Origin of the sequence: Micromonospora sp. NPDC000089 (assembly GCF_042899365.1) — a bacterium.
Classification (GTDB): domain Bacteria; phylum Actinomycetota; class Actinomycetes; order Mycobacteriales; family Micromonosporaceae; genus Micromonospora.
The window spans coordinates 492,962-516,538 of the sequence record NZ_JBIAZT010000003.1 but is presented as its reverse complement, the minus strand read 5'-3'; the positions used below and the strand labels follow the sequence as shown (position 1 = coordinate 516,538).

General features: G+C 74.6%; 20 protein-coding genes. 3 read left to right on the top strand and 17 right to left on the bottom strand.

Features of this window, described 5'->3' with window-relative positions; genetic code table 11:
- Positions 1-8: 8 nt before the first annotated feature.
- The 10 genes from ACFY3U_RS09075 to ACFY3U_RS09030 form a co-directional block, all read right to left on the bottom strand.
- Positions 9-491 carry a poly-gamma-glutamate biosynthesis protein PgsC/CapC gene (locus tag ACFY3U_RS09075; protein ID WP_387197344.1) on the bottom strand — a complete coding sequence of 161 codons (483 nt, stop codon included), beginning with the start codon at positions 489-491 and terminating at the stop codon, positions 9-11.
- Positions 488-2,614, bottom strand: coding sequence for a poly-gamma-glutamate synthase PgsB (pgsB, locus tag ACFY3U_RS09070; RefSeq protein WP_387197341.1), 2,127 nt, complete (start codon positions 2,612-2,614; stop codon positions 488-490). Before pgsB ends, ACFY3U_RS09075 begins: the two co-directional genes overlap by 4 nt.
- Complete coding sequence (locus ACFY3U_RS09065; RefSeq protein WP_387197338.1) at positions 2,607-4,859, bottom strand: HAMP domain-containing protein; 2,253 nt, start codon at positions 4,857-4,859, stop codon at positions 2,607-2,609. Before ACFY3U_RS09065 ends, pgsB begins: the two co-directional genes overlap by 8 nt.
- A 145-nt stretch (positions 4,860-5,004) precedes the next feature.
- The gene (locus tag ACFY3U_RS09060; RefSeq protein WP_387197335.1) at positions 5,005-6,309 is read right to left on the bottom strand and encodes a CapA family protein; all 1,305 of its coding nucleotides are present in this window, start codon (positions 6,307-6,309) and stop codon (positions 5,005-5,007) included.
- 61 nt (positions 6,310-6,370) lie between these two features.
- Complete coding sequence (topA, locus tag ACFY3U_RS09055) at positions 6,371-9,253, bottom strand: type I DNA topoisomerase (RefSeq protein ID WP_387197333.1); 2,883 nt, start codon at positions 9,251-9,253, stop codon at positions 6,371-6,373.
- Between the two features lie 269 nt (positions 9,254-9,522).
- Positions 9,523-10,143 (bottom strand): hypothetical protein, encoded by a 621-nt coding sequence (locus ACFY3U_RS09050; protein ID WP_387197330.1) that lies wholly within the window; start codon positions 10,141-10,143, stop codon positions 9,523-9,525.
- Positions 10,134-10,676, bottom strand: coding sequence for a hypothetical protein (locus ACFY3U_RS09045; protein ID WP_387197327.1), 543 nt, complete (start codon positions 10,674-10,676; stop codon positions 10,134-10,136). Before ACFY3U_RS09045 ends, ACFY3U_RS09050 begins: the two co-directional genes overlap by 10 nt.
- A 101-nt stretch (positions 10,677-10,777) precedes the next feature.
- A complete protein-coding gene (locus tag ACFY3U_RS09040; protein WP_387197324.1) occupies positions 10,778-13,138 on the bottom strand; it encodes a sodium-translocating pyrophosphatase in 2,361 nt (786 codons plus the stop codon).
- A 363-nt stretch (positions 13,139-13,501) separates the two neighbouring features.
- Positions 13,502-13,939: an ATP-binding protein gene (locus tag ACFY3U_RS09035; protein ID WP_387197321.1), complete on the bottom strand. Its 438-nt coding sequence runs from the start codon at positions 13,937-13,939 to the stop codon at positions 13,502-13,504.
- Positions 13,936-14,283 carry an STAS domain-containing protein gene (locus ACFY3U_RS09030; protein ID WP_334491466.1) on the bottom strand — a complete coding sequence of 116 codons (348 nt, stop codon included), beginning with the start codon at positions 14,281-14,283 and terminating at the stop codon, positions 13,936-13,938. The genes ACFY3U_RS09035 and ACFY3U_RS09030 overlap by 4 nt, the downstream gene beginning before the upstream one ends.
- 138 nt (positions 14,284-14,421) lie before the next feature.
- Here ACFY3U_RS09030 and ACFY3U_RS09025 point away from each other — a divergent pair, with 138 nt between their 5' ends.
- The 3 genes from ACFY3U_RS09025 to ACFY3U_RS09015 all read left to right on the top strand — a co-directional run bounded on the left by ACFY3U_RS09025 (position 14,422) and on the right by ACFY3U_RS09015 (position 17,829).
- Entirely contained in the window at positions 14,422-16,860 is a 2,439-nt protein-coding gene (locus tag ACFY3U_RS09025; RefSeq protein WP_387197318.1) for a DEAD/DEAH box helicase, read from the top strand.
- 68 nt (positions 16,861-16,928) lie between these two features.
- Complete coding sequence (locus ACFY3U_RS09020) at positions 16,929-17,204, top strand: hypothetical protein (protein ID WP_387197316.1); 276 nt, start codon at positions 16,929-16,931, stop codon at positions 17,202-17,204.
- A gap of 46 nt (positions 17,205-17,250) precedes the next feature.
- Positions 17,251-17,829: a hypothetical protein gene (locus ACFY3U_RS09015; protein ID WP_387197313.1), complete on the top strand. Its 579-nt coding sequence runs from the start codon at positions 17,251-17,253 to the stop codon at positions 17,827-17,829.
- Positions 17,830-18,004: 175 nt separating this feature from the next.
- On the opposite strand, the gene ACFY3U_RS09010 is transcribed toward ACFY3U_RS09015, so the two are convergent.
- The 7 genes from ACFY3U_RS09010 to ssd all read right to left on the bottom strand — a co-directional run bounded on the left by ACFY3U_RS09010 (position 18,005) and on the right by ssd (position 23,271).
- Positions 18,005-18,385 (bottom strand): Rv3654c family TadE-like protein, encoded by a 381-nt coding sequence (locus ACFY3U_RS09010; RefSeq protein WP_387197310.1) that lies wholly within the window; start codon positions 18,383-18,385, stop codon positions 18,005-18,007.
- A complete protein-coding gene (locus ACFY3U_RS09005) occupies positions 18,382-18,747 on the bottom strand; it encodes a TadE family type IV pilus minor pilin (protein WP_387197667.1) in 366 nt (121 codons plus the stop codon). Before ACFY3U_RS09005 ends, ACFY3U_RS09010 begins: the two co-directional genes overlap by 4 nt.
- Positions 18,747-18,875 carry a DUF4244 domain-containing protein gene (locus ACFY3U_RS09000; RefSeq protein WP_208418639.1) on the bottom strand — a complete coding sequence of 43 codons (129 nt, stop codon included), beginning with the start codon at positions 18,873-18,875 and terminating at the stop codon, positions 18,747-18,749. Before ACFY3U_RS09000 ends, ACFY3U_RS09005 begins: the two co-directional genes overlap by 1 nt.
- Before the next feature lie 64 nt (positions 18,876-18,939).
- Entirely contained in the window at positions 18,940-19,638 is a 699-nt protein-coding gene (locus ACFY3U_RS08995) for a type II secretion system F family protein (RefSeq protein ID WP_387197664.1), read from the bottom strand.
- Positions 19,639-19,907: 269 nt separating this feature from the next.
- Positions 19,908-21,014 carry a hypothetical protein gene (locus ACFY3U_RS08990; RefSeq protein ID WP_387197307.1) on the bottom strand — a complete coding sequence of 369 codons (1,107 nt, stop codon included), beginning with the start codon at positions 21,012-21,014 and terminating at the stop codon, positions 19,908-19,910.
- A complete protein-coding gene (locus ACFY3U_RS08985) occupies positions 21,011-22,219 on the bottom strand; it encodes a TadA family conjugal transfer-associated ATPase (protein ID WP_387197304.1) in 1,209 nt (402 codons plus the stop codon). Before ACFY3U_RS08985 ends, ACFY3U_RS08990 begins: the two co-directional genes overlap by 4 nt.
- Positions 22,216-23,271: a septum site-determining protein Ssd gene (ssd, locus tag ACFY3U_RS08980; protein ID WP_387197661.1), complete on the bottom strand. Its 1,056-nt coding sequence runs from the start codon at positions 23,269-23,271 to the stop codon at positions 22,216-22,218. The genes ACFY3U_RS08985 and ssd overlap by 4 nt, the downstream gene beginning before the upstream one ends.
- Between the last annotated feature and the right edge of the window lie 306 nt (positions 23,272-23,577).

Here is a 23,577-nt window from a genome sequence, read left to right as displayed (position 1 = left end):
GGGTCCCGTCAGCTCACCGGCACCAGGCCGGCGAGGATGCCGCTGACGATGATCAGGTAGGAGCCCACGGAGACCGCGCCGGTGGCGAGCATCGTCGCCACCGGCGGCTGGCGGACCAGCTGGTACGCGATCAGCCCGGGTGCCACGAAGCCGAGGGTCTGGTGGGAGAAGAGCAGCGGGAAGTCCTGCTGGATGATCAGGAAGAGCGTGGTCTGGAGCAGCACGCTGAGCAGCACGATCGCCGCGAACAGTCGCTTTCCGTAGAGGATGACCACCCGTTGCATGCCCTTGGTGAGGGCCCAGGTCACCCCGGTCATCGCGATGATCACCAGGACCTGCCGGTACTCCTCGACGAGGGCCAGCGCCATCCAGCCGGGCGTGATCATGCCACCCGGGGAGAGGTTGGTGGTCAGGTAGCAGGCCAGCGCGAGCACCAGCCCGACACCCAGGCAGAGCGTCGACAGCTCGGGCGTCAACTCTCCGTTGATCATTGGGGACTCCGGTGCACGGACGGCCGTCGCTGCGGCGGCTGCGGATGGGGGTCGGGCTCGGGGCGCTCCGCCCCGGGTGCGGGCCGCTGGGCCGGGCCGGGCCGGCGGACGACCTCCTGCGCGGGAAGGGTCCGGTCAGCGTCGTACCCGGGCGGCGGCTCCGGCGGCGGAGCATAGGCCGGCGGGGCATAGGCCGGCGGGGCATCCCGGCGCGGCGGCGTCCACTGCTGGCCCTCCGGCGGCCCGCCCGGCTGGCGCGGCCGCGGCAACGGGCCGTACTGCGCCGGTCCGGGTCGACCCGGATCGCCGGACCGCTCGCCGTACGGAGTGGGCGCCTCCGGGACGGGGCGCTGGGTCGGCCCGGCGGGACGTGAGCCGGCGGGCGGCGGAGCGTCGCGGTGGGTCCGGTCGTCCTGCGGAGGACGGCGCGACTCCGCGGGCTGCCCCGGCCATTCCGGACCGGGCCGGGTCCGCGGATCGTGTGCCGGCCGGCCGCTGCGGGGTGCCGGCCCGGGCGGCTCGTGCACGGGCCGGTCGTGCAAGCCGGCCCGCTGCGGGAACGCGTCGCCGCGGCGGTCCAGCGACTCCGGGGCGAGTGCGGCGTACCGGTCCGGCGTACCGTACGGCCGGGCGGCCGGTCCGCCGTCGCGCCCGGGCAGGCGCGGGGCCGGACCGGAGTGCGGTGCCGCGCCACCGTAGGGCGCCCCGTACACCGGCCCGTCCGGCGCGCCGGTGCGGGCCGGCCCGCGACCCGGGACCGGGCCGGGCGACGCGCCCGGCGGTACGCGAGGCGTGGTCCCCGGCACGGGGCCTCCCGGTGCCGCGCCGCGGGGGGCGGGCACGTCGTACCGCCCGGGACGGGACGGGTCGGCCGGCCGGCCGGCCGGCGACGAGCCGGGCGTCGCGGGCCGGGCGGGCGGCGCGGTGCGCTCCTGCGGGGTGGGTCGCTCCAGCCCACCGAGCTGGGCGAGCAGGATCTCGCCCTGACCGTGGATGTTGCCGATGGCCAGCACCGAAGCGAAGCCGTCGATGGTGCCGAGGACGCCGTCCAGCAGCTCGGCGGCGCCGATCCGGCCACCCAGGTCGACCACCCGGTCCTGCCACCCCGCTTCGATCTTGATCCGGGCGCTCCGGGTCGGCTCGCCGATCAGAATGATCTTGTCCGGGTCGATCCGGGAGATCAGCGAGCCCATCTGGCCGTTCCGCTCGACCCGGTCCGGCCGGCAGTTGATCAGCACGTGCAGCGGGCGGGGGATGGACCCCTGCTCCTCCAGCTGCTGGATGTTCATGTAGGTGGACTCGGGGTCGTTGGCCGCGAAGATGTTCGCGAAGCGCAGCGACGTCCCGCCCCGGCGGTACTCCTCGACGCTGAGCACGCCCGGGTCCGGCGGCGCGGTCCACATTCCGGTCAGCGCGGCCTTGCGGGGCACCCCGAGCAGCTCGGCCACCTTGAGGGCGATGGCCACGTTCTCCTTGAACGTGGTCCAGGTGAAGCCCTTCATCTCCTCGTCGGCGACGGATTCCGGGTCGACCGCGATGAGCTTGCAGGAGCGCTTGTCGGCCTCCTCCTGCAGGATGTGCAGCCGGTCCTTCTCCGCCGTCACGCAGACCCCGCCCACCGGCATGGACCGGCTCAGCGAGCGGGCCACGTCGTCGAGCGTCGGTCCCATCTCGGCGAGGTGGTCCTCGCGCACGTTGCACAGGATGCCGATGGTGGACTGGATCAGCTTGGTCTGGTTGAGCTCCTGCAACGGCGGCATGACCGCCATGCACTCGATCACCAGGGCGTCCGGGAAGTACCCGGCGGCCCGCCGGACGATGCCGATCTGCTCCACCACGTTGGCGATGCCGAACTTGCGGTAGACCGGCTCCTCGCTGGCGTCCGGGAAGATGAACCGGGCCGCCGTGCCGGTGGTCTTGGCCACCACCACCAGCTTGCCGCCCCGCAGCGCGCCGGCGGTCAGCCGGGTGATGGAGCTCTTGCCGCGAATGCCGTTGACCAGCACCCGGTGCGGAATGCTGTGCAGGCTGCGGTGGTGGTTGCGCTGCTCGACGATGCCACCCACCAGCAGCCCCAGGCAGGCCAGCAGGAACACCAGATAGAGGAAGAGCACCTCAGTCACCCCTCCGCGACGGGCGGCCGCGGCCGCCCGTCCTGCGCCGTTCCGGGACCTTCGTCATGATCGCGGTCGGCATGCCCTCGGTACCCCGCAGCCGCGCCGCGCCGCCCAGCCGCTGCTCGCCGTGGACGGCCGCCTGCCGGCACACCTCCAGGCAGACCGCCACCGCGCCGATGTCGTCGTGCCACCGGGGCGAGATCACCCGGGTGGTGTCCCCGCCGGCCAGGGCCCTGGCCTCCCGGGCGAGGTTGCGCAGCGGCCGGAGCTGGAAGAAGTAGTACCAGCTGAACAGGAGCAGCCCGATGCCCGCCGCGACCACCACCACGAGCATCGCGCCCTGGCGCAGTTCGTTGCCGGGCAGCGCGTAGTCGGTGATCGGGCGCTCGGCCACCACCGTCCACTCCAGCTGCGCGGCCGAGCCCTCCAGCGCGACCGGCGCGGCGATCAGCAGCTTGCGGCCCCCGCCCACCTCGCCGATCCGGGCGTACGGCTTGCCGGTGAGCGCCTGGGCCGCCGCGGCGCGTACCTCCCGGACGCCGACCTGCTCGAAGGCGAGGTACCCGCCGGTGTCCAGGATGTCCCGCTGGTCGACGTCGAGCACCCGCAGCCGCCCGTCCATCCGGGTCAGCAGGCGGGTCAGGTAGCGGACGTCGAACTCCGCGACCAGCGACCGCCCGTCCGCCAGCAGGGTGTACGCGTAGACGATGGGCAGCCGGCCCTGTACGTCGTGCAGCACCACCCCGCCCTCGCCGGGCACCCCGCCGGCGGGGCGCAGCGGCTCCCGACCGACGCTGGTCAGCACCGTGCCGTTGGCCGAGACAAGGTACCCGCTGCGGAACCGGTTGTTCTCGTCCAGCAGCCGATCCAGCGCCTTGCGCAGCTGCTCGGTGCCGCCCTTGCCGTTGTCCCGGCCCAGCAGGGCGAGCTTGGCGTACCCGCCGTCCAGGGTGTCGCCGACCGCCGCTGCCACGGCCCCGACCTGGTTCTCCGAGTCCCGGACGACCTGGCCCGGGATGTCCTGCTCGTCGGGCGCGAGGGTCGCCAGGATGCCGCCGACGGCCAGCAGCACGGCGAGCACCGCCGCGACGAGCGTCCAACCCGCTGGTACGCCGCCGGTGGCCGCGTCCGGTCGCGCCGCCGGGCCCCCCTGCCGGGCGGCGAGCGCGGAGAGCGCCGAGGCGATCCGGTTGACCTGGGCGTTCACCGTCCGGGGCGGCCGGTCGGCGGAGTTGCCGGAGGCCACCGCCTTCGCGTGGCCGAGCAGCAGCCGCACCGGCCGGACCAGGCCGAGCTGGAGGATCAGCAGCACCGCGACCGCGGCCACCAGCAGTGCCAGCGCGGCGACCAGCGGTTCCCGGGTGACCGCCGCGTCGGTGGTCGGGGCGTACACCACGGAGACGACGGCGAAGCCCAACTTCCCGACCGCGTCGGCGGTGACCAGTGGCGCCACCGGCACACCTACGCCCTGCGGCCCGGCGGGGGCGACCGCCGCGCCGGTCCGGCCGACGGTGGGCTCGCCCGAGGTGGCGTCGACCGCCCCGGCGATCAGGCCGTCCAGCGCCGGGTCGGCCGGCACCGGCGTGCCCTGGGCCAGCGCCCGACCGCCGCCCGGCACGGCGATCAGCACGCCCTGCTTCGACTTCGGGTCCAGCCGCAGGGTGCGGATGTGCAGGTCGAGCTCGGCCACCAGGATCCGGCCGTCGGCCAGCGGCTCGATCAGCAGCAGCCGCGGGTCGTTGCCGGTGACCACCGGCACCGCGGCCCGGCCCGGGGCGACCCCGGCCGGCAGGGTGACCGGCCGGCCCACGGCGGCCACCCCGGACTTCCCGTCCGCCTGGAAGACGCCGACGCCCCGCCACTTCGTCTGGTCCTTGGTGAGCGCGGCGAGCTGCGCGGCCGCTCGGTCCGGCCGGTCGTTGTACGCGGCCACCGTCCGCTCGAGCTCTTCCCGGCTGCGGCCGACGGAGTTGTTGAGGCTGCGGGAGATCTCGTTGACGAACTGTCGCTGCGACTCCGCCACCGCTCGGGGCACACCGGCGGGGCTGGTCCGGCTCAGATACGCGAAGGCGAAAATGGCGAGCAGGGTGAGCAGCAGCGCGGCCACCAACGCCGGCGTACCCACCGCCGAGAGCAGACGCGGCTGCGGGAGCTGCTTCTCCAAGCTGATCAAGCGCCAGCGGGCGAGTTCCTCCCGCTCGTCACCCGCGGGCCGGACGTTCGTCCGTCCCGCCTGTGGCGTGTAGGTCATCCGCGGGCCTGCAACAGACCGTGGTCACCCATCTACCGTTCCTCCCGCGTGGCCAACCAGCCTGCGACGTTAACAAGGTCCGCCCCTCGCTGAAAAGGGCGATTGCTCCTCAATCGGGCTGAAGCAGATGTTCTGCCCCTGTGATTTAGCCGTTCGGTCCAGCCGCGGGGGTGGACGGCGGACCCACCGGCCCGAGCACCTTCAGCCCGGCGGCGGCCCCACCCCGGGCGAGCAGGTGCCCCCGAATGCGATCCTCGGCCGCCTGGTAGATGGCCCTTCGGCTGGCCGGGGTCGCCGGGTCCGCCAAGGCGGCCCGCAGATCCACCAGCCGGATGTCCGGGTTGAGGTCCATCCAGGTCGGGATGGCCTCGGCCAGGGTGACCCGCCACCTGCCCTTGGCCACCTCGGTGAAGGTGAACCGGGCCATCACCCCCTCCCGGTTGGCGAAGACCGGCTCAAGGTGCCGGGCGACCTCGTTGCCCATGCCGTAGGCGATCCACTTCTGCCCGACCTTCTCGATCGGCTGCACCACGTGCGCGTGGTGGCCCAGGATCAGGTCGATGTCCGGGGAGGCGATCAGCGGTTTCGACCACTCCTCCTGCTTGGCGTCCGGCAGGTTCTCGTATTCGGTGCCCCAGTGCAGGCTGAGCACCACGATGTTCGCGCCGGCGGCCCGCAGCTTCCGCGCCGCGGCGAGGATCTTCGCCGGCTCGATGAGGTTCGCCATCCACTCCTTGCCCGCCGGCCGCTGCAGGCCGTTGAAGTGCAGCGCGTACGCCAGGTGCCCGACGCGTACCCCGTTGCGGGTGTAGATGCGGGGGGTCAGGAACTCCTTCTGGTTGCGCGCGCTGCCGGTGTGCCCGATCTTCGCGGCGTCCAGCGCGGCGAGGGTGCGACCCACCCCCGCCTCGCCCTGGTCGAGCGTGTGGTTGGAGGCCGTCGAACAGGCGTCGAAGCCGGTCCCACGAACCGCGTCCACCACCTGCGGCGGCACGCTGAACCTCGGGAAGCCGACGAACGGACCCCCCGGCTTGGCCAGCGGCGTCTCCAGGTGGCAGATCGCCAGGTCGGCGCCGGCGACCGCGGGGCGGGCCTGCCGGAAGATCGGGTTGAAGTCGAGCCCACCCGGCTGCCCGGAGCGGGCCGCGTCCCGGCGGGCCTGGCTGGTCAGCTCCGGGTGCACCAGCACGTCACCGGCGCCCAGGATGGTGAAGAGCCGACGACCGGAGGAGTCCCGCCGGGCCTTCGGGTCGGCCGGCGTCGCCACCGGCCCGGCCCCGAGGACCGGTGTGCCCGCGCCGGCCACCGTCGCGTCGCCGCCCGACGTGCCGGACATCCCACCGGTACGCCAGAAGTAGAACCCCGCCCCGGCCAGCAGCACCGCGACGAGGGCGACCACACCCGCCACCTTCAGCCGCCCCGCGCTGCCCGTACTCCCCGCTTTCGACACGGCGACAGACTAGGTCATGCCCCGCCGGACGCGAGCGCCACTCCGTACCGGCCGCCCCGGGTCACTCGTCGTCGGTGGTCGCGGCGGCCTGCTTCGCCGGCACTGCCTTCTTCGCCGGCGCGGCCTTCTTCGCCGCCGCCCTCGCCGGGGTGGCCTTGGCGGTGGCGGTCTTCTTAGCCGCCGACGACTTCGCCGCGGCGGTCTTCTTCGCCGCGGTCGACTTGGCCGTGGTCGACTTGGCCGTGGTCGCCTTCTTCGCCGGGGCCTTCTTGGCCGCAGCCTTCTTCTTCGGCGCCGGTCCCTTCGCCCGCTTCTCGGCGAGCATCTCCGACGCCTCCTGGAGGGTCAGCTCCTCCGGCGTCTGGCCCCGGCGCAGCGACGCGTTGAACTCGCCGTCGGTGACGTACGGCCCGAACCGGCCGTCCTTGATCACCAGGGGCTTCTCGGTGGCCGGGTCGTTGCCCATCTCCCGCAGCGGCGGCGCGGCGGCCCGACGCTGGCGGGTCTTCGGGGCGGCCAGCAGCGCCAGCGCCTCGTCCAGCGTGACGGTGAACATCTTGTCTTCCGACTCCAGCGAGCGGAACTCGTCACCGCGCTTGACGTACGGGCCGTAGCGGCCGTTGGCGGCGAGCACCTCCGCGCCGTCCGGCGCCACCCCGATCAGCCGGGGCAGGGTGAGCAGCTTCAACGCCTCGTCGAGGGTGAGCGAGTCCGGCGACTGGGAGCGCAGCAGCGACGACTTGCGCTCGCCGCTGGACACGTACGGGCCGAACCGGCCGGACTTGAGCACGATCGGCTCGCCGGTGGCCGGGTCGTCACCGAGCTTGCGCTCGCCCCCGCCGCCGAGGAACAGCTCGTGCACCTTCTCCGGGGTCAACTCGTCCGGCGCCAGGCCCTCGGGGATCGGCGCCCGGTCGCCCTGGGGACCGCCCTCCTCGCCCTCGGCCGCCGGCGCCGGCTGCTCACCACCGGGCAGCTCCCGCTGCAGGTACGGCCCGTACCGGCCGACCCGGACGACCACCTCGCGGCCCTCGTCGTCGGTGTGCAGCGGGATCGAGTTGACGCTGCGCGCGTCGATCTCGCTGAGGTTCTCGGTGACCAGCTTCTTCAGCCCGCCGGAGCGGGCGATGGCCTGGTCGCCGGTGCCGTTGGCGCTGCCGAAGTAGAACGCGGTGAGGAAGTCGACCGCGGCGTGGTCGCCGCCGGCGATCTCGTCCAGCTCGTTCTCCATGCTGGCGGTGAAGTCGTAGTCGATCAGGCGCGGGTAGTGCCGCTCCATCAGCCCGATCACCGCGAACGCCAGGAACGACGGGATCATCGCCTGGCCGCGCTTGAAGACGTACCCGCGGTCCTGGATGGTCTGCATGATCGACGCGTACGTCGACGGGCGGCCGATGCCCAGCTCCTCCAGCGCCTTGACCAGCGACGCCTCGGTGTAGCGCGACGGCGGCTGGGTGTGGTGGCCCTGCGCGGCCAGCTCGTCGGCGGTCAGCGGCTGGTCCTTGACCAGGGTGGGCAGCCGGCGCTCGGCGTCCTCCGCCTCGGCGTTCTCGTCGTCGGACGACTCCACGTACGCCCGCAGGAAGCCCGGGTCGGTGATGGTCTTGCCGGTGGCGCCGAAGTCGGCCTCCTCCTGCGCGGTGGAGACCGCGCGGATGCGCACCGACACGCTGGAGCCGACCGCGTCGGTCATCTGCGAGGCGATGGTGCGCCGCCAGATCAGCTCGTAGAGCTTGAACTCCTCCGCCGACAGCTCCTTGGCCACCTCGCCCGGGGTGCGGAAGTTGTCCCCCGCCGGGCGGATCGCCTCGTGCGCCTCCTGCGCGTTCTTCACCTTGCCGGTGTAGCGACGCGGCTCCGGCGGCACGCTGCGCTCGCCGTACAGCTCGACGATCTGCCGGCGGGCCGCCGCGATGGCGGTCTCCGACAGGTTCACCGAGTCGGTACGCATGTAGGTGATGTAGCCGTTCTCGTACAGCCGCTGCGCGGTGCGCATCGTCTGCTGCGAGGACAACCGCAGCTTGCGGGCCGCCTCCTGCTGGAGGGTGGAGGTGATGAACGGCGCGTACGGGCGGCGGCGGTAGGGCTTCTCCTCGACCCGGGTGACGGTGAACGGGCGGTCGGCCAGCCGGGCGGCCAGGCCGCGCGCGCCGCTGGAGTCCAGGTGCACCACGCCCGCGCCGGCCCGGACCCGGCCGGTGGTCGGCTCGAAGTCCTTGCCGGTGGCGATCCGGTCGCCGTTCAGCGCGACCAGGGTGGCGTTGAAGGTGCGCGGCCCCTCGCCCGGGTTCGCCACCGCCAGGGTGGCCAGGATGTCCCAGTACTCGGCGGTGCGGAAGGCCATCCGCTGGCGCTCCCGCTCGACCACGATCCGGGTCGCCACGGACTGCACCCGGCCGGCCGACAGCCGCGGCATGACCTTCTTCCACAGCACCGGGGAGACCTCGTAGCCGTACAGCCGGTCCAGGATGCGGCGGGCCTCCTGGGCGTCGACCAGGTCCCGGTCGATCTCGCGCGGGTTGGCCACCGCGGCCTGGATGGCCGGCTTGGTGATCTCGTGGAAGACCATCCGCTTGACCGGCACCTTGGGCTTGAGCGTCTCCACCAGGTGCCAGGCGATCGCCTCGCCCTCGCGGTCCTCGTCCGTGGCCAGGAAGATCTCGTCGACCTCCTTGGCCAGCTTCACCAGCTTGCTGATCTGCTGCTTCCGGTCGGCGGAGACCACGTAGAGGGCGTGGAAGCCGTGGTCGACGTCCACCCCGAGCCGGGCCCACGACTCGCCCTTGTACTTCGCCGGCACGTCGGCGGCGTTGCGCGGCAGGTCCCGGACGTGGCCGAAGCTGGCCTCCACGATGTATCCCGGGCCGAGATAGCCCGAGATCGTCTTGGCCTTCGCCGGAGACTCGACGATGACCAGACGGGTGGTTCCAGCTTTGCTCGGCACGTCTCTCCCCGACCTCACTCCTGCTCAGGCCCGTCCCGGGCCGGATGGCGAACGCCCGTTTCGGGCAGCTTCGCGCCCCCGGACCGCCGGCGGTCCGGATGTCCAACGTAACGCGCCGCCCGGGTTTCGGGTTTCGCGGGCGACAAACCGGCCGCCCGGCGGACCCGCCCGACCCGCACCGGCCGGACGGCGCCACCGTACACCGTGCGTAGGGCCGGAAGCGGGTCACTGTGACGATGGCGGGCCCTCCGGCCGGGCCGACCGGCCGTTCACCCGCCGGCGACCGGCCAATCGGCGGGCGGCACGGCGGCGGGCCGGTCGCCGACCAGCTCGGCGAGCCGGGCCAGCCGCCGGCGGCCACCGATCCGGTACGCGGGCCCACCGTCGCCCGGTTCGACCAGCGCCGCCGGCAGGCCCACCACGGCCAGCGCCGCGCGTACGGTCGGCCACCAGTCCTGGTCGTCGGCGCCGAGCCGGAGCAGGAAGGTGCCCTCGTCGCCGGCGCCACCGGCGGCGGCCAGCCACAGCCGCAGCCGCCGGCCGTCGAGGTGGAACCCGGTCGGCGGCCGCTTGCGCTCACCGGTGAGCCACGCCGCGGCCACCGGGGCCAGGGTGCGCAGGTACGACGTGCGCACCGCGTACCGCTGGTCCTCGGTGGCCTCCCAGCTCGTGGCCAGGCCGCGCGAGCGCAGCTCGGCGGCGAGCACGTGCACCCGCCAGGCGGCGTCGACCACGATCGACACCCGGGCGGTACGCCCCATCCTGCCCACCCCGCCGGGCCCGGCGAGCAGCCCGGCCAGGTCGGCGACGGACGGATCGGCCGCCTCGGTGCCGAACAGCGACAGCTGGCGCACCGGATCGGGGGGCGGGTCGGGAGGGGTCAGCGACACTCCGGGACCTCGTCGAAGGCCTGTTTGAGCTCGGTCGAGGTGAGCCGGCCGGTGTCCAGCGCACCCGCGTCGTACTCGGTGTTGAGGGTGTTCACGGCGGCCTGCACACCGTCGTAGAAGGCGGTGGGCGTGCCGGTGGTGAGCCGGTCGATGGCGTCCCGGGCCCGGCCGTAGGCGTCCCGGATCTTCTCCAGCGAGGCGCGGAAACCGGCGGAGATCTCGTCGCCGTGGTCGGTCTCCGGGACCCCGGCGTCGGCGATCCGGCGCCGGGCGGTCTCGCTGGCCTCCTCAGCGCCGGCGAAGAGCCGGACCAGGTTCTCCTTGGCCTGCGCGGGGGTGGTCTTGGCGGTCATCTGCTGGTGGGTGCTGCTGGTCAGCTTGCTGATCTCGGCGCGCCACGGGGCGAGCGCCTGGCAGACCGACGCGGCCCAGGCCCGGGGGCTGGGCCCGGCCGCGCAACCGGCCAGTACGAGCACGAGCGTGGCCAGGACCACCGTCAGCTTTCCGGCGGCACTCGCCCGGCACGTACGCATGCGATGCAGCGTACGGCCTCGGGTTGAATGCGCCACCGGTCAACCGGGTGGCCCGGAGGGCTCCCCGGCCGGCCGTTCGCCGGCCGGGGAACCCGCGCCGGTCAGGCGTGCACCGACTCCGCCTGCTGGTCCGGGGTGCCCGCGCCGGGCCCCCGGTCGTCGGAGTCGGACATCGCGATGCCCTTGCGCTTGCTGAACACCACCGCGGCCACCACGATCGCGGCCGCCACCAGCGCCACGGTGACCCGCAGCGCGGTGTTCCGGTCGTCGCCCACGCTCCAGGCCACCACGGCCGGCGCGATCAGCAGCGAGACCAGGTTCATCACCTTGATCAGCGGGTTGATCGCCGGGCCGGCGGTGTCCTTGAACGGGTCGCCGACGGTGTCGCCGATGACCGTCGCGGCGTGCGCCTCGGAGCCCTTGCCGCCGTACGCGCCGTCCTCGACCAGCTTCTTGGCGTTGTCCCAGGCGCCGCCGGAGTTGGCCAGGAAGACCGCCATCAGCGTGCCGGCGCCGATCGCCCCGGCCAGGTACGACGCCAACGCGCCCGGGCCGAGGCCGAAGCCCACGGCGATCGGGGCGAGGATGGCCAGCAGGCCGGGGGTCATCAGCTCGCGCTGCGCGTCCCGGGTGCAGATGTCGACGACCTTGCCGTACTCGGGGCGCTGGGTGCGGTCCATGATCCCGGGCAGCTCGCGGAACTGCCGGCGGACCTCCATCACCACCGCGCCCGCGGAGCGGGACACCGCGTTGATGGCCAGCCCGGAGAAGAGGAACACCACCGCCGCGCCGATGATCAGGCCGACCAGGTTGCGCGGGTTGGCCACGTTCAGCGCGTTGAGGATCTCCTGCCCGACGTCGGCCACGCCCGCGTCGCCGTACGAGACGCGCAGCGTGTCGGTGTACGAGCCGAACAGCGCGGTCGCCGCCAGCACCGCGGTGGCGATCGCGATGCCCTTGGTGATCGCCTTGGTGGTGTTGCCGACCGCGTCCAGCTCGGTGAGGATCCGGGCGCCGTCGGAGTCGATGTCGCCGGACATCTCGGCGATGCCCTGGGCGTTGTCGGAGATCGGGCCGAAGGTGTCCATCGCGACGATCACGCCGACCGTGGTGAGCAGGCCGGTACCGGCCAGCGCCACGGCGAACAGCGACAGCGTGATGGAGCTGCCGCCGAGCAGGAACGCGCCGAACACGCCCGCGCCGATCAGCAGCGCGGAGTAGACCGCCGACTCCAGGCCGACGCTGATGCCGGCCAGGATGACGGTGGCCGCACCGGTCTGCGAGCTCTTGCCGATGTCCTGCACCGGGCGCTTGTTGGTCTCGGTGAAGTAGCCGGTCAGCGCCTGGATGGCGGCGGCCAGCACGATGCCGATCACCACCGCGCCGATGGCCACCAGCCGCGGGTTGCGGTCCACGTCGGTGAGGCCGCCCTCCAGCTCGGCGAAGGTGGCCGGGAGGTAGAGGTAGGCGGCGATGCCGACCAGCACCGCGGAGATCACCGCGGAGATGTAGAAGGCCCGGTTGATCGCGGTCAGGCCGTTGCGGTCGGACGGGCGCAGCCGGGTGATCAGCACGCCGACGAACGCGACCAGCACCCCGATGGTGGAGATGATCAGCGGGAAGACCAGGCCGTCCTCGCCGAACGCCGCCCGGCCGAGGATCAGCGCGGCGACCAGCGTGACCGCGTACGACTCGAACAGGTCGGCGGCCATGCCGGCGCAGTCGCCGACGTTGTCGCCCACGTTGTCGGCGATGGTGGCGGCGTTGCGCGGATCGTCCTCGGGGATGCCCTGCTCGACCTTGCCGACCAGGTCCGCGCCGACGTCCGCGGCCTTGGTGAAGATGCCGCCGCCGACCCGCATGAACATGGCCAGCAGGGCGGCGCCGAAGCCGAAGCCCTCCAGCACGGTCGGCGCGTCGCCGCGGTAGATCAGCACCACCAGCGCGGCGCCGAACAGGCCGAGGCCGACGGTGAGGAAGCCGACCACGCCACCGGTCCGGAAGGCGATCTTCATGGCGGTCTCCCGACCGCCCTGGGCCTCCCGGGCGGCGGCGGCGACCCGCAGGTTGGCGCGGGTGGCCAGCCACATGCCGGCACCGCCGATGGACGCGCTGAACAGGGCACCCACCACGAAGAACGCCGAGCGGCCGATCTTGACCGCGAGCTGGCTGCCGTCGGTGTCGTGCACCGGCAGCAGGAAGAGCAGTACGACGGCGATGACGACGAAGATCGCCAGCGTCCTGAACTGCCGGAGCAGGTACGCGGAGGCGCCCTCCTGCACCGCCCCGGAGATCTCCTGCATGTTGGTGGTGCCCTTACCGGCTGCCAGCACGGCCTTGGTCAAGGCGGCGGCGAAGACGAGTGCCACCAGCGCGAGTACCGCGGCGATGACGACGTACGTCAGGTTTGCTCCGGTGAGGGACAGCGCGCCGCCCTCGGGGGCGGCCAAGGTCCCGGACATCTATGTCCTCCTGTACCGAACACTGTCGCGCCGGCCAGCGGACGTACTGACCCGGCGCCTGGATGCGGTTGCCCCGAAGCGCTCCGACCCACCGCACGCGCCAGCGACGAACACGCATAACCGCTGGTTGCGGGAAGGATCACTTGCCGACAACCCCGGTACTGTAGCCCCGCTGAGTGTTCGAGGTCACACCCGGGGCGCACCGTGTTCGGATGATCTTCATAACTGTGTTATGAGGAAGAATCTGATATAGGCGACCGTCAGCACGAGCAGGCCGCGACCCCCGTTCGGGGATCGCGGCCTGCGTACTCCTGGTGGTTCGGGCCGGTGCGGACCCGGGCCGGTGCGCGGCCCGCGGGTGGGTCAGCGGCCGACCGGCCAGACCATCCGGACCTCGGTGCCGACGCCGTCGTCGACCGGGCGCACCTGGAGGTCCTCCACGAAGCCGGCGAGCAGGGCGAACCCGACGCCGGTGGTGAGCGCCTCGTCGGTGAGCGACTCGTTGGCCAGCTCGTCGGCGTTCAGCTTGGCGAGGCCGATGCCGGCCTCGATCGGGGCGCGGTCCACCACCCGGACCGCGTACGACCCGGAGTCGGACATCTCCACCAGCACCGGGTCGACCAGGCCGTACTGCCGGTGCAGGGCGACCGCCCGGGTGCAGGCCTCGCCGATGGCCAGCCGCACCTCGTCCAGCAGGTCCTCGCGCACCCCGGCCCGGCGGGCCACCGCCACGCCGACCAGGCGCGCGGTGCGCACGTGCACCGGGGCCGGTGAGAAGGAGAGCCGGACGGTCGCCATCATGCGGTGGGGTCGGCGGCGATCGCCGCGTCGACCGTGGGGTGCAGCGGGAAGACCTGGTCCAGCGCGGTGATCCGGAAGATCTTGAGCAGCGGCTCCTTGTCGCAGACCAGCGCGAACGAGCCACCGGCGGAGCGCAGCCGCTTGAGGGCGCCGACCAGCACACCGAGGCCGGTGGAGTCGAGGAAGTCGACCCGCCCCAGGTCGACCACGACCTGCCGGGCCCCGCCGTCGATCAGCTCCAGGAGCCGTTCGCGCAGTCGGGGTGCGGTGTAGACGTCCACCTCACCGCCGACCTCGAGCACCGTGTGCTCCCCCACCGTGCGGGTCGCCAGCGACAGCTCCATCAGTCCTCCTCCGAGAGCCGTAAACTCTCCTGGGCATCTAACCATCCCCGCCGGAGCCCCCTCCGGGCCCAGCCGACGCCCCTTCCTTACCCAGGCCCCCGGTCGGCCACCCCGAACACCAGTGCGAGAGTGCAGCAGGTGAACCCCGCAGCCCCGGTATCCGCAGCTCCAGGCCCCGTGGGGCCGCCGACGGCGGCCCCCGGCGACCTGCTGCGCCGGCTGCGCGGACGGCAGCACGGCGTCGACCCGGTCACCCACGTCGAGCGGGTGCCGGCCCGCGCCGGGGAGCCGACGCCCTGGCCGGCCTGGGTCCAGCCCGAGCTGCGGGCGGCGTTCGCCGGGCGCGGGGTGGTCTCGCCCTGGCGGCACCAGGCCGAGGCGGCCGAGCTGGCGTACGCCGGGACGAACGTGGTGGTGGCCACCGGCACCGCGTCCGGCAAGTCGCTGGCGTACCAGCTCCCGGCGCTGGCCACCCTGCTGGCCGACCCGCGCGCCACGGTGCTCTACCTGGCGCCGACCAAGGCGCTCGCCGCCGACCAGCTGCGCGCCGTCGCCGCCCTGGGCCTCGACGGGGTACGCCCGGCCGGCTACGACGGGGACACCCCGCGCGCCGAGCGGGAGTGGATCCGCCGGCACTCCCGGTTCGTGCTGACCAACCCCGACATGCTGCACCACGGCATCCTGCCCGGGCACGCCCAGTGGTCCGGCTTCCTGCGCCGGCTGGCGTACGTGGTGGTCGACGAGTGCCACACGTACCGGGGCGTGTTCGGCTCGCACGTCGCGCACGTGCTGCGCCGACTGCGGCGACAGTGCGCCCGGTTCGGGCGTACCCCGGTGTTCGTGCTGGCCTCGGCCACGTCGGGCGACCCGGCGGCGTCGGCCGGGCGGCTCACCGGCCTGCCGGTCACCGCCGTCACCGAGGACACCTCGCCGCGCGGCGGCGTCACCTTCGCGCTCTGGGAGCCGCCGCTGCTGCCCTCCTCCGACGCCTCCTCCCCCGACGCCGATCTGCTCCAGGTCCGCCGGTCGGCGCTGCGAGAGACCGCGGACCTGCTCGCCGACAGCGTCGCCGAGGGGGTACGCACCCTGGCGTTCGTCCGCTCCCGGCGGGGCGCCGAGGTGGTCGCGGCGAACGCCCGGCGGGCGCTGGACGAGGCGGTCCCCGGCCTCGGCGACCGGGTCGCCGCCTACCGGGCCGGTTACCTGCGCGAGGAGCGGCGCGAGCTGGAACGCGCACTGCTGCACGGCGAGCTGCTCGGACTGGCCTCCACCAACGCCTTGGAGCTCGGCGTCGACCTGGTCGGCCTGGACGCCGTGCTGATCTGCGGCTGGCCGGGCACCCGGGCGTCGCTGTGGCAGCAGGCCGGGCGGGCCGGGCGCTCCGGCGACGAGGCGCTCGCGGTGCTGGTGGCCCGGGACGACCCGCTCGACACCTACCTGGTGCACCACCCCGAGGCGCTGTTCGGCCGCCCCGTCGAGGCGACCGTGCTCGACCCGGCCAACCCTTACGTGCTCGCCCCGCAGCTCGCCTGCGCCGCCGTCGAGGCCCCGCTCACCCCCGCCGACCTGGAGCTGTTCGGCGAGGGCGCGAAGGAGGCGGTCGACTCGCTGGTCGAGGCCGGCGCGCTGCGGCAGCGGCCGACCGGCTGGTACTGGCGGCACCGGGAACGGCCCGAGGTGGACCTGCGCGGCTCCGGCGGCGCGCCGGTCTGCGTGGTGGAGGAGGCCACCGGCCGGCTGCTCGGCACCGTCGACGGCGGCTCCTCGCACGTGCTCATCCACCCCGGCGCGGTCTACCTGCACCAGGGCGTCTCGTACGTGGTCGACACGCTCGACCTGGCCGACGGGTGCGCACTGGTGCACCCCGATGAGCCGGACTGGTCCACCCACGCCCGGGACGTCACCTCGCTGTCGGTGGTGTCGGTGCGGTCGTACACCGACGCCGGGCCGGTCGGCATGTTCCTCGGCGAGGTGGACGTGACCAGCCAGGTGGTGTCCTACCAGCGGCGGCGGATCGTCAGCGGCGAGGTGATCGACACCCGCCCGCTGGACCTGCCGGCCCGGGAGCTGCGTACCGTCGCGGTCTGGTTCACCGTCTCCCCCGAGTCGCTGGCCCGGGCCGGCGTCGAGGCGGCCGACGTGCCGGGAGCCCTGCACGCCGCCGAGCACGCAGCGATCGGGCTGCTGCCGCTGATGGCCACCTGCGACCGGTGGGACATCGGTGGGCTCTCCACCGCCGCGCACCCGGACACCGAGGCGCCGACCGTCTTCGTCTACGACGGGCACCCCGGCGGGGCCGGCTTCGCCGAGCGGGCGTACGGAACGGCGGCCGCCTGGCTGCGCGCCACCCGGGACGCGATCGCCGAGTGCGGGTGCGAGTCCGGCTGCCCGTCCTGCGTCCAGTCCCCCAAGTGCGGCAACGGCAACAACCCGCTGTCCAAGTCGGACGCCGTCCGGGTTCTCGACGTGGTCCTCGCCAACCTCGCCGAGGCCGACCCGGCGGGCTCCGGCTCGGCGGGTGGCTCCGGTCCTGCGGTGCCGCGTCAGGACGGGCGGGGGCTCGCCGGCGCCGGCTGAGCGCCCACCTTCCGGGATGCGTGCATGAGCCGGGCGCCGAGTGGGCATTGATGTATGGGAGCGCTTCCATGACCCTCGCGAAGGCCGTGGAGCTGCTCGACCCTGAACCCCGCCCGTCGCCCGCCGCAGGAGGAGCCGTGGCAGACACCATCGCCGAGACCGTCGACCTGCTCTACGCCATCGACCAGGAGACGCTCACCCCCGACCAGCAGATCGCCCTCGGGTCCGCCCTGGCCACGCTGGCTCAGGCAGAGCGGCTGGACCAGCTCAACGAACGGCTGCGCGGCATCCACCAGGTGCTCAACACGTGGGCGATGAAGGCCACCATCGAGGGCGGACGCTGACCTGCGGTCTGTGCGAGACTCCGGCGCACCCTTCGGAGGAGATTCCATGCAGCTCGAAACCTTGCAGCACCAGCAGCAGTTCCACATCCGGCAGCGGATCCGCCTGATGGTCAACCAGTACCAGGTCCACGCGGTCGCGCCGGACGGCACCGAGGGCGAGCTGCTGGCGTTCGCCCAGCAGAAGCGGCTCGCCTTCAAGGAGCAGGTGACCATCTACACCGATGACACCAAGCAGCAGCCGCTGCTCGGCTTCAAGGCCCGCCAGCGCCTCGACCTCGGCGCCACGTACGACGTCACCGACCACGCCGGCAACCCGATCGGGCTGTTCCGCAAGGACTTCGCCCAGTCGCTGCTGCGCTCGACGTGGCACGTCGAGCAGGCCGGCCTGCCCGCGATCGTCGGTCAGGAGCGGAGCCTGCCGGTGGCGCTGCTGCGCCGGTTCGTCGACTCGCTCTCCTGGCTGCCGTACCACTTCGACTTCCTGGCCGGGGGCCAGCCGGTCTTCTCGGTGATCAAGAAGTGGGGCCTGCGCGACCGGTACGTCGTCGAGGTGCAGCACCCGCAGGTCGACCGCCGACTGGTGATCGCGATGGCGATCGGCCTGGACGCCCTCCAGGGCCGCTGACCGCACGCCCACCGCCCGGGCACGCCGCGGATGGCCGGCGGCGTGCCCCGGACCGGGTGGAACCTGGGTCCGGGTCGGCGGTGGTTCGCGCCCGGGCCGGGCATCAGGCGGGTTCGGGTTGGCGGTGGTCCCTGCTCGAGCCGGTGACACCTCCTTCGCGGATCCGGTCGGATGCTCAGCCGCGCACCGGGCCCGCCCGGGCGGCGGCTTTCGCGACCCGGTGCAGCCCGGGCAGCGGGTTGACCACCACCTCCGCCGTCACCAGCACGTCCAGGCCGTCGACCCGGCAGCCGGTGAGGCGGGCCTGATTGGCCGCGACCAGGCGCTCCGCCGCCGCGCAGGCCGGTTCCGCCCCACGCGGCGCCTGTCCGGCACCGGCCAGCGCGCCGAAGTCGGCGGCGGTCCGGGCCTGGTGCCGGGCGACCCGGGCGGCGCCGACCGCCGCACCGGAGAGCCCGAACACCACCAGCACCAGCCCGACCGCGAGCAGGCAGACCGTCGCCCCACCGCGATCGGCACGACCGGTCGTCGCCCGGCCGTTCGGGAGGGCGGTCATGGCCGGGCCGCCGGGGCGCCGGGTTCGACGGCGGCGACGGCGGTCCCGGTCACGGTGAGCCGGGGCAGCCTGGCCCCGAGCGCCCGGACCGGCGCCCGGACGGTGGCGGTCACCAGGTCACCGTCGACCGCGACCGACACCGAGGCGCGTGGCGGCGCCTGCGCCCCGGCCGCCTCGGCACCCGGCGCGCCCCGGGCGGCGGCGAGCGCCGCCTCCCGGGCCGCGTCCAGGCAGGCGGCCCTGGTGGTGACCGCGTCCACCGCGGTGAGCCCGGTGAGCAGCAGCAGGAGCAACGCCGGCAGGCCGGCCGCCAGCTCGGCGGTGAACGAACCCCGGTCGCGACCGGCCCGCCGGCGCCGGATCACTTCAGCGCCCGGTCGATGACCGCGGTCAGGGCGGACTGCACGTTTCCGGAGGTGAGCACCTTGAGCAGAATGCCGGCGAAGGCGACCGCGGCGAGCGTGCCGACGGCGTACTCGGCAGTGTTCATCCCGGCGTCCCCACGGAGCCGGGCGATGAGTCTGCGCACGTGACATTTCCCTTCTGGATGGTGATCAGAGCACGTCACCGAGGACGGCGACGATCACCGGCACCAGGCCGGCGAGAATGAAGGCCGGCAGGAAGCAGAGCCCCAGCGGCAGCACGATCAGCACGCCCGCCCGCCGGGCCGACGCCTCGGCGGCGACGGACCGGTCGGCCCGCAGGTCGTCGGCGACCCGGGTCAGCGCCCCGGCCAGCGCGGCGCCGCTGCGGGAGGAGCGCAGCGCGGCGGTCACCATCCGGTCGGCGCCCGGCACGTCGTCCAGGTGCGCCCATGCCTCCTCGGGGCCGCCGCCGAGCAGCAGCGTCCGGCCGATCCGGTCGAGCCGTACGGCCAGTGGCCCGCCGAGCGCGTCGGCCACCGCGAGGACCGAGCGGTCCACCGGCGCGCCGGCCCGCAGCGCGGCCGCCAGCAGGTCGGCGGCGAGCGGCAGCTCCGCCGACTCCCGCAGCCGGCGCTCCCGCACCGCCCGTGGCTCCATCCGGCGGAGCAGCCGGTCCGCCGCCAGCGCGGCCAGCACGCCGGCCAGGCACCCCGACCAGCCGCCGACGAGCAGCGCGACCGCCAGCCCGGCCAGCCCCGCTCCCAGCCGGATCCGGTCCGGCCCTCGGCGGGTCCCGCCGGCGTCCGGGCCGGTCGGCTCCTCCCCGCCGGTGCCGGCGCCCGGCTCGGGTGCCCCTTCTGTGAAGGAAGCGGCGCCGACCTCGGGCATCCCGCCTGTGGCGGAGAACCTGCCGGTGTCGGGCGTCCCCCGGGTGGAGGAAGACCCGCTGGTCCCGGGTATCCCGCCGGTGAAGAAAGCCCCGTCAGTCTCGGGCAGCCCACCGGCGGCGGAAGAAGCGTCGACGCCGGACGACCCTCGGATGGAGGTGGCAGCGCGGAATCCGACGAGGCGTCGGACGAAGTCGAGATGCCGGCGGCGGAGCAGGGCCAGCACGACGGCCGCCGCGGTCAGACAGGCGGCGGCCAGCTCAGGGCGGGTCACCGGTCGACTCCCGCCGGCACCCGGCCGAGCCGTTCGGCCCAGAGCAGCCCGACGATCTGCAGGCCCATCGCGGTGATCGCACTGACCGCCCCGACCGGGGTGTGCAGCAGCACCCGCAGCGGGTCGGCCCCGATGCCGTAGCCGAGGCCGATCCCGCCCAGTGGCAGGGCGGCGAGCAGCAGGGCGGTGGCCCGGGCGCCGGCGGCCTGGGCCGCGGCGGCGGCCAGCCCGCGGTCGGCGGCCCGCGCGTCGGCCTCGATGCGCTCCAGCAGATCGGCCAGCGGCGCGCCGGTCCGGTCGGCGAGCCGGACCGCGGCCTCGGTGAGCCTTGCCAACCTGTCCTCACCCGGCACGGGATCGTCCACGGTCGACTCCTCGGTCACCGCGGACACCGGCAGGCCGGCCCGCAGGTCCGCCGCGAGCGCGCAGATCCGGTCCAACCGGCGCCGCCGCTCCCGCTCGGCGCGCCGGCCCGTCCCGCGCCGCAGCAGGGCCCGGGCGCCCAGCACGCCGTACCCGGCCAGCACCGCCCCGGCCACCGGCCCACCCGCCAGGCCGCCGACCGCGACCCCGGCGAGCCCGACCGCCGGCAGCACCCGCCGCGCGCCGAACGCCCGCAGGGCCCCGGGCGCGATGGCGTGCCAACCGCCGGTCCGGGCGCCCGGCGCCACCGGACCGGCCGACGCCGCCCGACCCGCCGACGCCGGACCGGCCGACGTCGCCGGTCGCCGGGCATCCCGACGCCCGGGTGGCCGCCCGTCCGCCCGCCGTGCGGCCGCCGGCCCACCGCCCGCCGGCCATCGCCCGGTCGGGACGTGACCGTCACGACGAGGACCCTGCCGGCCGTCGGGGCCCCCGGGGAAGGGCGGTCGTCCGAAGCGCGCAGAGCCCCGCCGGGGCGTCTCGTCGCGGAACCGGCTGCCCGGGTCACCGACGGCCGGCTCGCCGCCGTGCACGGGTGAGTCGGCGGCCGGTCCCCGGGCGGCGGGTGCCGCGGTGCCGAGCACCGCCCTTCGGCGGCGCCGGCTGCTGCGCACCGGCCACACCACCGCCGCGGCCGCGCCGACCACCAGCAGCACCACCGCCCACACCGGCCCGGTCACGAGGTCGGTCCCGCCGAGCCGGGCCACGGCTCGCAGAGGATCGGCGGCACGGCCACCCCACGATCGCGCAGCAGCGCGGCGAGCGTCCGGCCGGCGAGCCCCAGCCCGCGCCCGCGCAGCCAGGCCGGTACGACGGTGACCAGCCGCTCCGGGCCCTCGGGCAGCAGCAGGCAGATCGACTCCAGCACCCGGCCGGTGGACGACCGGCGGACCTGGATCAGCACCTGCAGGGCGGCGGCGACCTGGGCGTGCAGCGCGGCGCGCGGCAGGCCGCCGAGCAGCCCGAGCGCCTCCAGCCGGGCCGGCACGTCCGCCGGGGCGTTGGCGTGCAGGGTGCCGGCCCCGCCGTCGTGGCCGGTGTTCAGCGCGGCCAGCAGGTCCACCACCTCCCGGCCCCGGCACTCGCCCACCACCAGCCGGTCCGGGCGCATCCGCAGCGCCTGCCGGACCAGCTCGCTCAGCCCGACCGCGCCGGACCCCTCCACGTTGGCGGTGCGGGCCTGCAGGCCGACCACGTGCGGGTGCACCGGGTGCAGCTCGGCGGCGTCCTCCACCAGCACGATCCGCTCGTTCGCCGGCACCAGCCCGAGCAGCGTGTTGAGCAGCGTGGTCTTGCCCGATCCGGTGCCGCCGGTGACCAGGTAGGCCAGTCGGGCCGCCACCACCGCCGCCAGCACCGGCGCCACCGGCCGGGGCACGGTGCCGTGGCGGACCAGGTCGTCGAGGGTGAACGGGTGCTGGCGGAAGGTGCGGAGCGAGAGATACGGGCCGTCGGTGGCCACCGGCGGCAGCACCGCGTGCAGCCGGGTGCCGTCGGGCAGCCGCGCGTCCGCGTACGGGGAGCCGTCGTCTAGTCGCCGTCCGGCGCTGGCCGTCAGCCGCTGCGCCAGCCGGCGTACGTCGTCGACCGAGCCGAGCGGCACGGCGACCTGGCACAGGCCCTCGCCCCGGTCCACCCAGACCCGGACGCCGTTGACCAGCACGTCGGTGATCTGCGGATCGGCCAGCAGCGGGGCGAGCGGGCCGGCGCCGACCAGGTCGTCGCGTACTCGGTCGGCCATCCGCAGCACGGCGTTGTCCCCGAGCACGGCGGCGCCGGGCTCGGCGCGTACGGCGGAGACGATCGCGGCCGGGGTGACCGGGGTGGCGGCGCCGGCGATCCGTTGCCGGACCCGGGCGGCCAACTCCTCGGAGTGCTCGCTCATGCCGCACCCGGCACCGGCAGGCCGGTGAGCTCGCCGACGATCCGCCGGCACAGCGCGGCGAGCGGGCCACGACCGCCCCCGGCCGGCGCCTCGCCGCGTTCCAGCCCCCGGCACAGCGCCGGCTCGGGGCGCAGCGTGCCGACCAGCGGCAGGCCGAGCGCCCGGGCGACCTCCGCCGCCTTCAACCGGCCCGGTGCGGGGCCGCGCACGATCACCCCGAGCGACGCGCAGTGCGGGGCGGCCGCGGCGACCACCCGGGCCGCCGCCGCGGTGGCCCGCAGCTCCGCCGGCACCACCAGGTACGCCTGGTCGGCCGCCTGCAACGCGATCACCGCGGCGTCGTCGAGCTGCCGGGGCACGTCGACCACCACGAAGTCCCGGCCGCGGCGGGCGGCGTCGACGGTGGCGGCCATCGCCTCGGCCGGCAGGGCCAGCAGGTCGCCACGGTCCCACGAGAGCACGACCAGGTCGCCCCGGCTGGGCAGGGCGCGCACCAGCGCGGGCGCGTCGACCCGCCCGTCGGCTCCGGTGAGCGCCGGCCAGCGCAGTCCGTCCAGCTCCTCCCAACCGAGCACGAGATCCAGCCCGCCGCCCAGCGGGTCGGCGTCGACCAGCAGGGTGCGCAGGTGCGCGCGGGCGGCGGTGACCGCCAGGCCGCCGGCGAACACGCTCGCGCCGGCCCCACCCCGCCCACCCAGCACCGCCACCGTCCGGGCGAGCCCACCGGCCGGGCGGTCCGGCCCGCACTCGGTGAACCGGTCGACCAGCCACGGCTCGGCGGCGGGCAGGGTCGCCACGTGCTGGGCGCCGATCAGCTCGGCGATCTCCCACGCCGGGTCGAGCTGCCCGGAGCGGCCGACCAGCACCGTGCGGGGCCGGTGCGGGAGCCGGGCCCGCAGGCAGGCCTGCGCCTGGTCGTCGCCGACCAGCACCAGCGGCGCGGGCAGCCAGCGGGAACGCGCGGCGGCCGGGTCGGCGGCCAGTTCCACCTCGGTGCCGCCGGCCGCGGCGAGGCGGAGCAGCTCGTCGAGCAGGTCACCGTCCGAGGTCACGACCAGGGGCAGTCGGTGGTGCGGCGGGATCGAGGTACGGGACGGCATGCCGGCCTCCAGCGGTCAGGGGTGCTGCCCGAGACCCTGCTCCGCCGTCCCGTCTCGCACCGGCCGCAGGCCCTCCCCTGTGGATAACTTCGTCGCCTGTGGACAGCGCCTCCCGGATCGGGTTGATCTGCTATGCGATCCCGTCCTTGGAAGCCGTGACCCACCGAGGCACGGGGTTCGACAACGCTCCGAGGGGCGGCCGGCCGGTACGCGCGTCCGGCGACTCCGGCCGATCGAGCCCCGTGGCCCACCTGACGG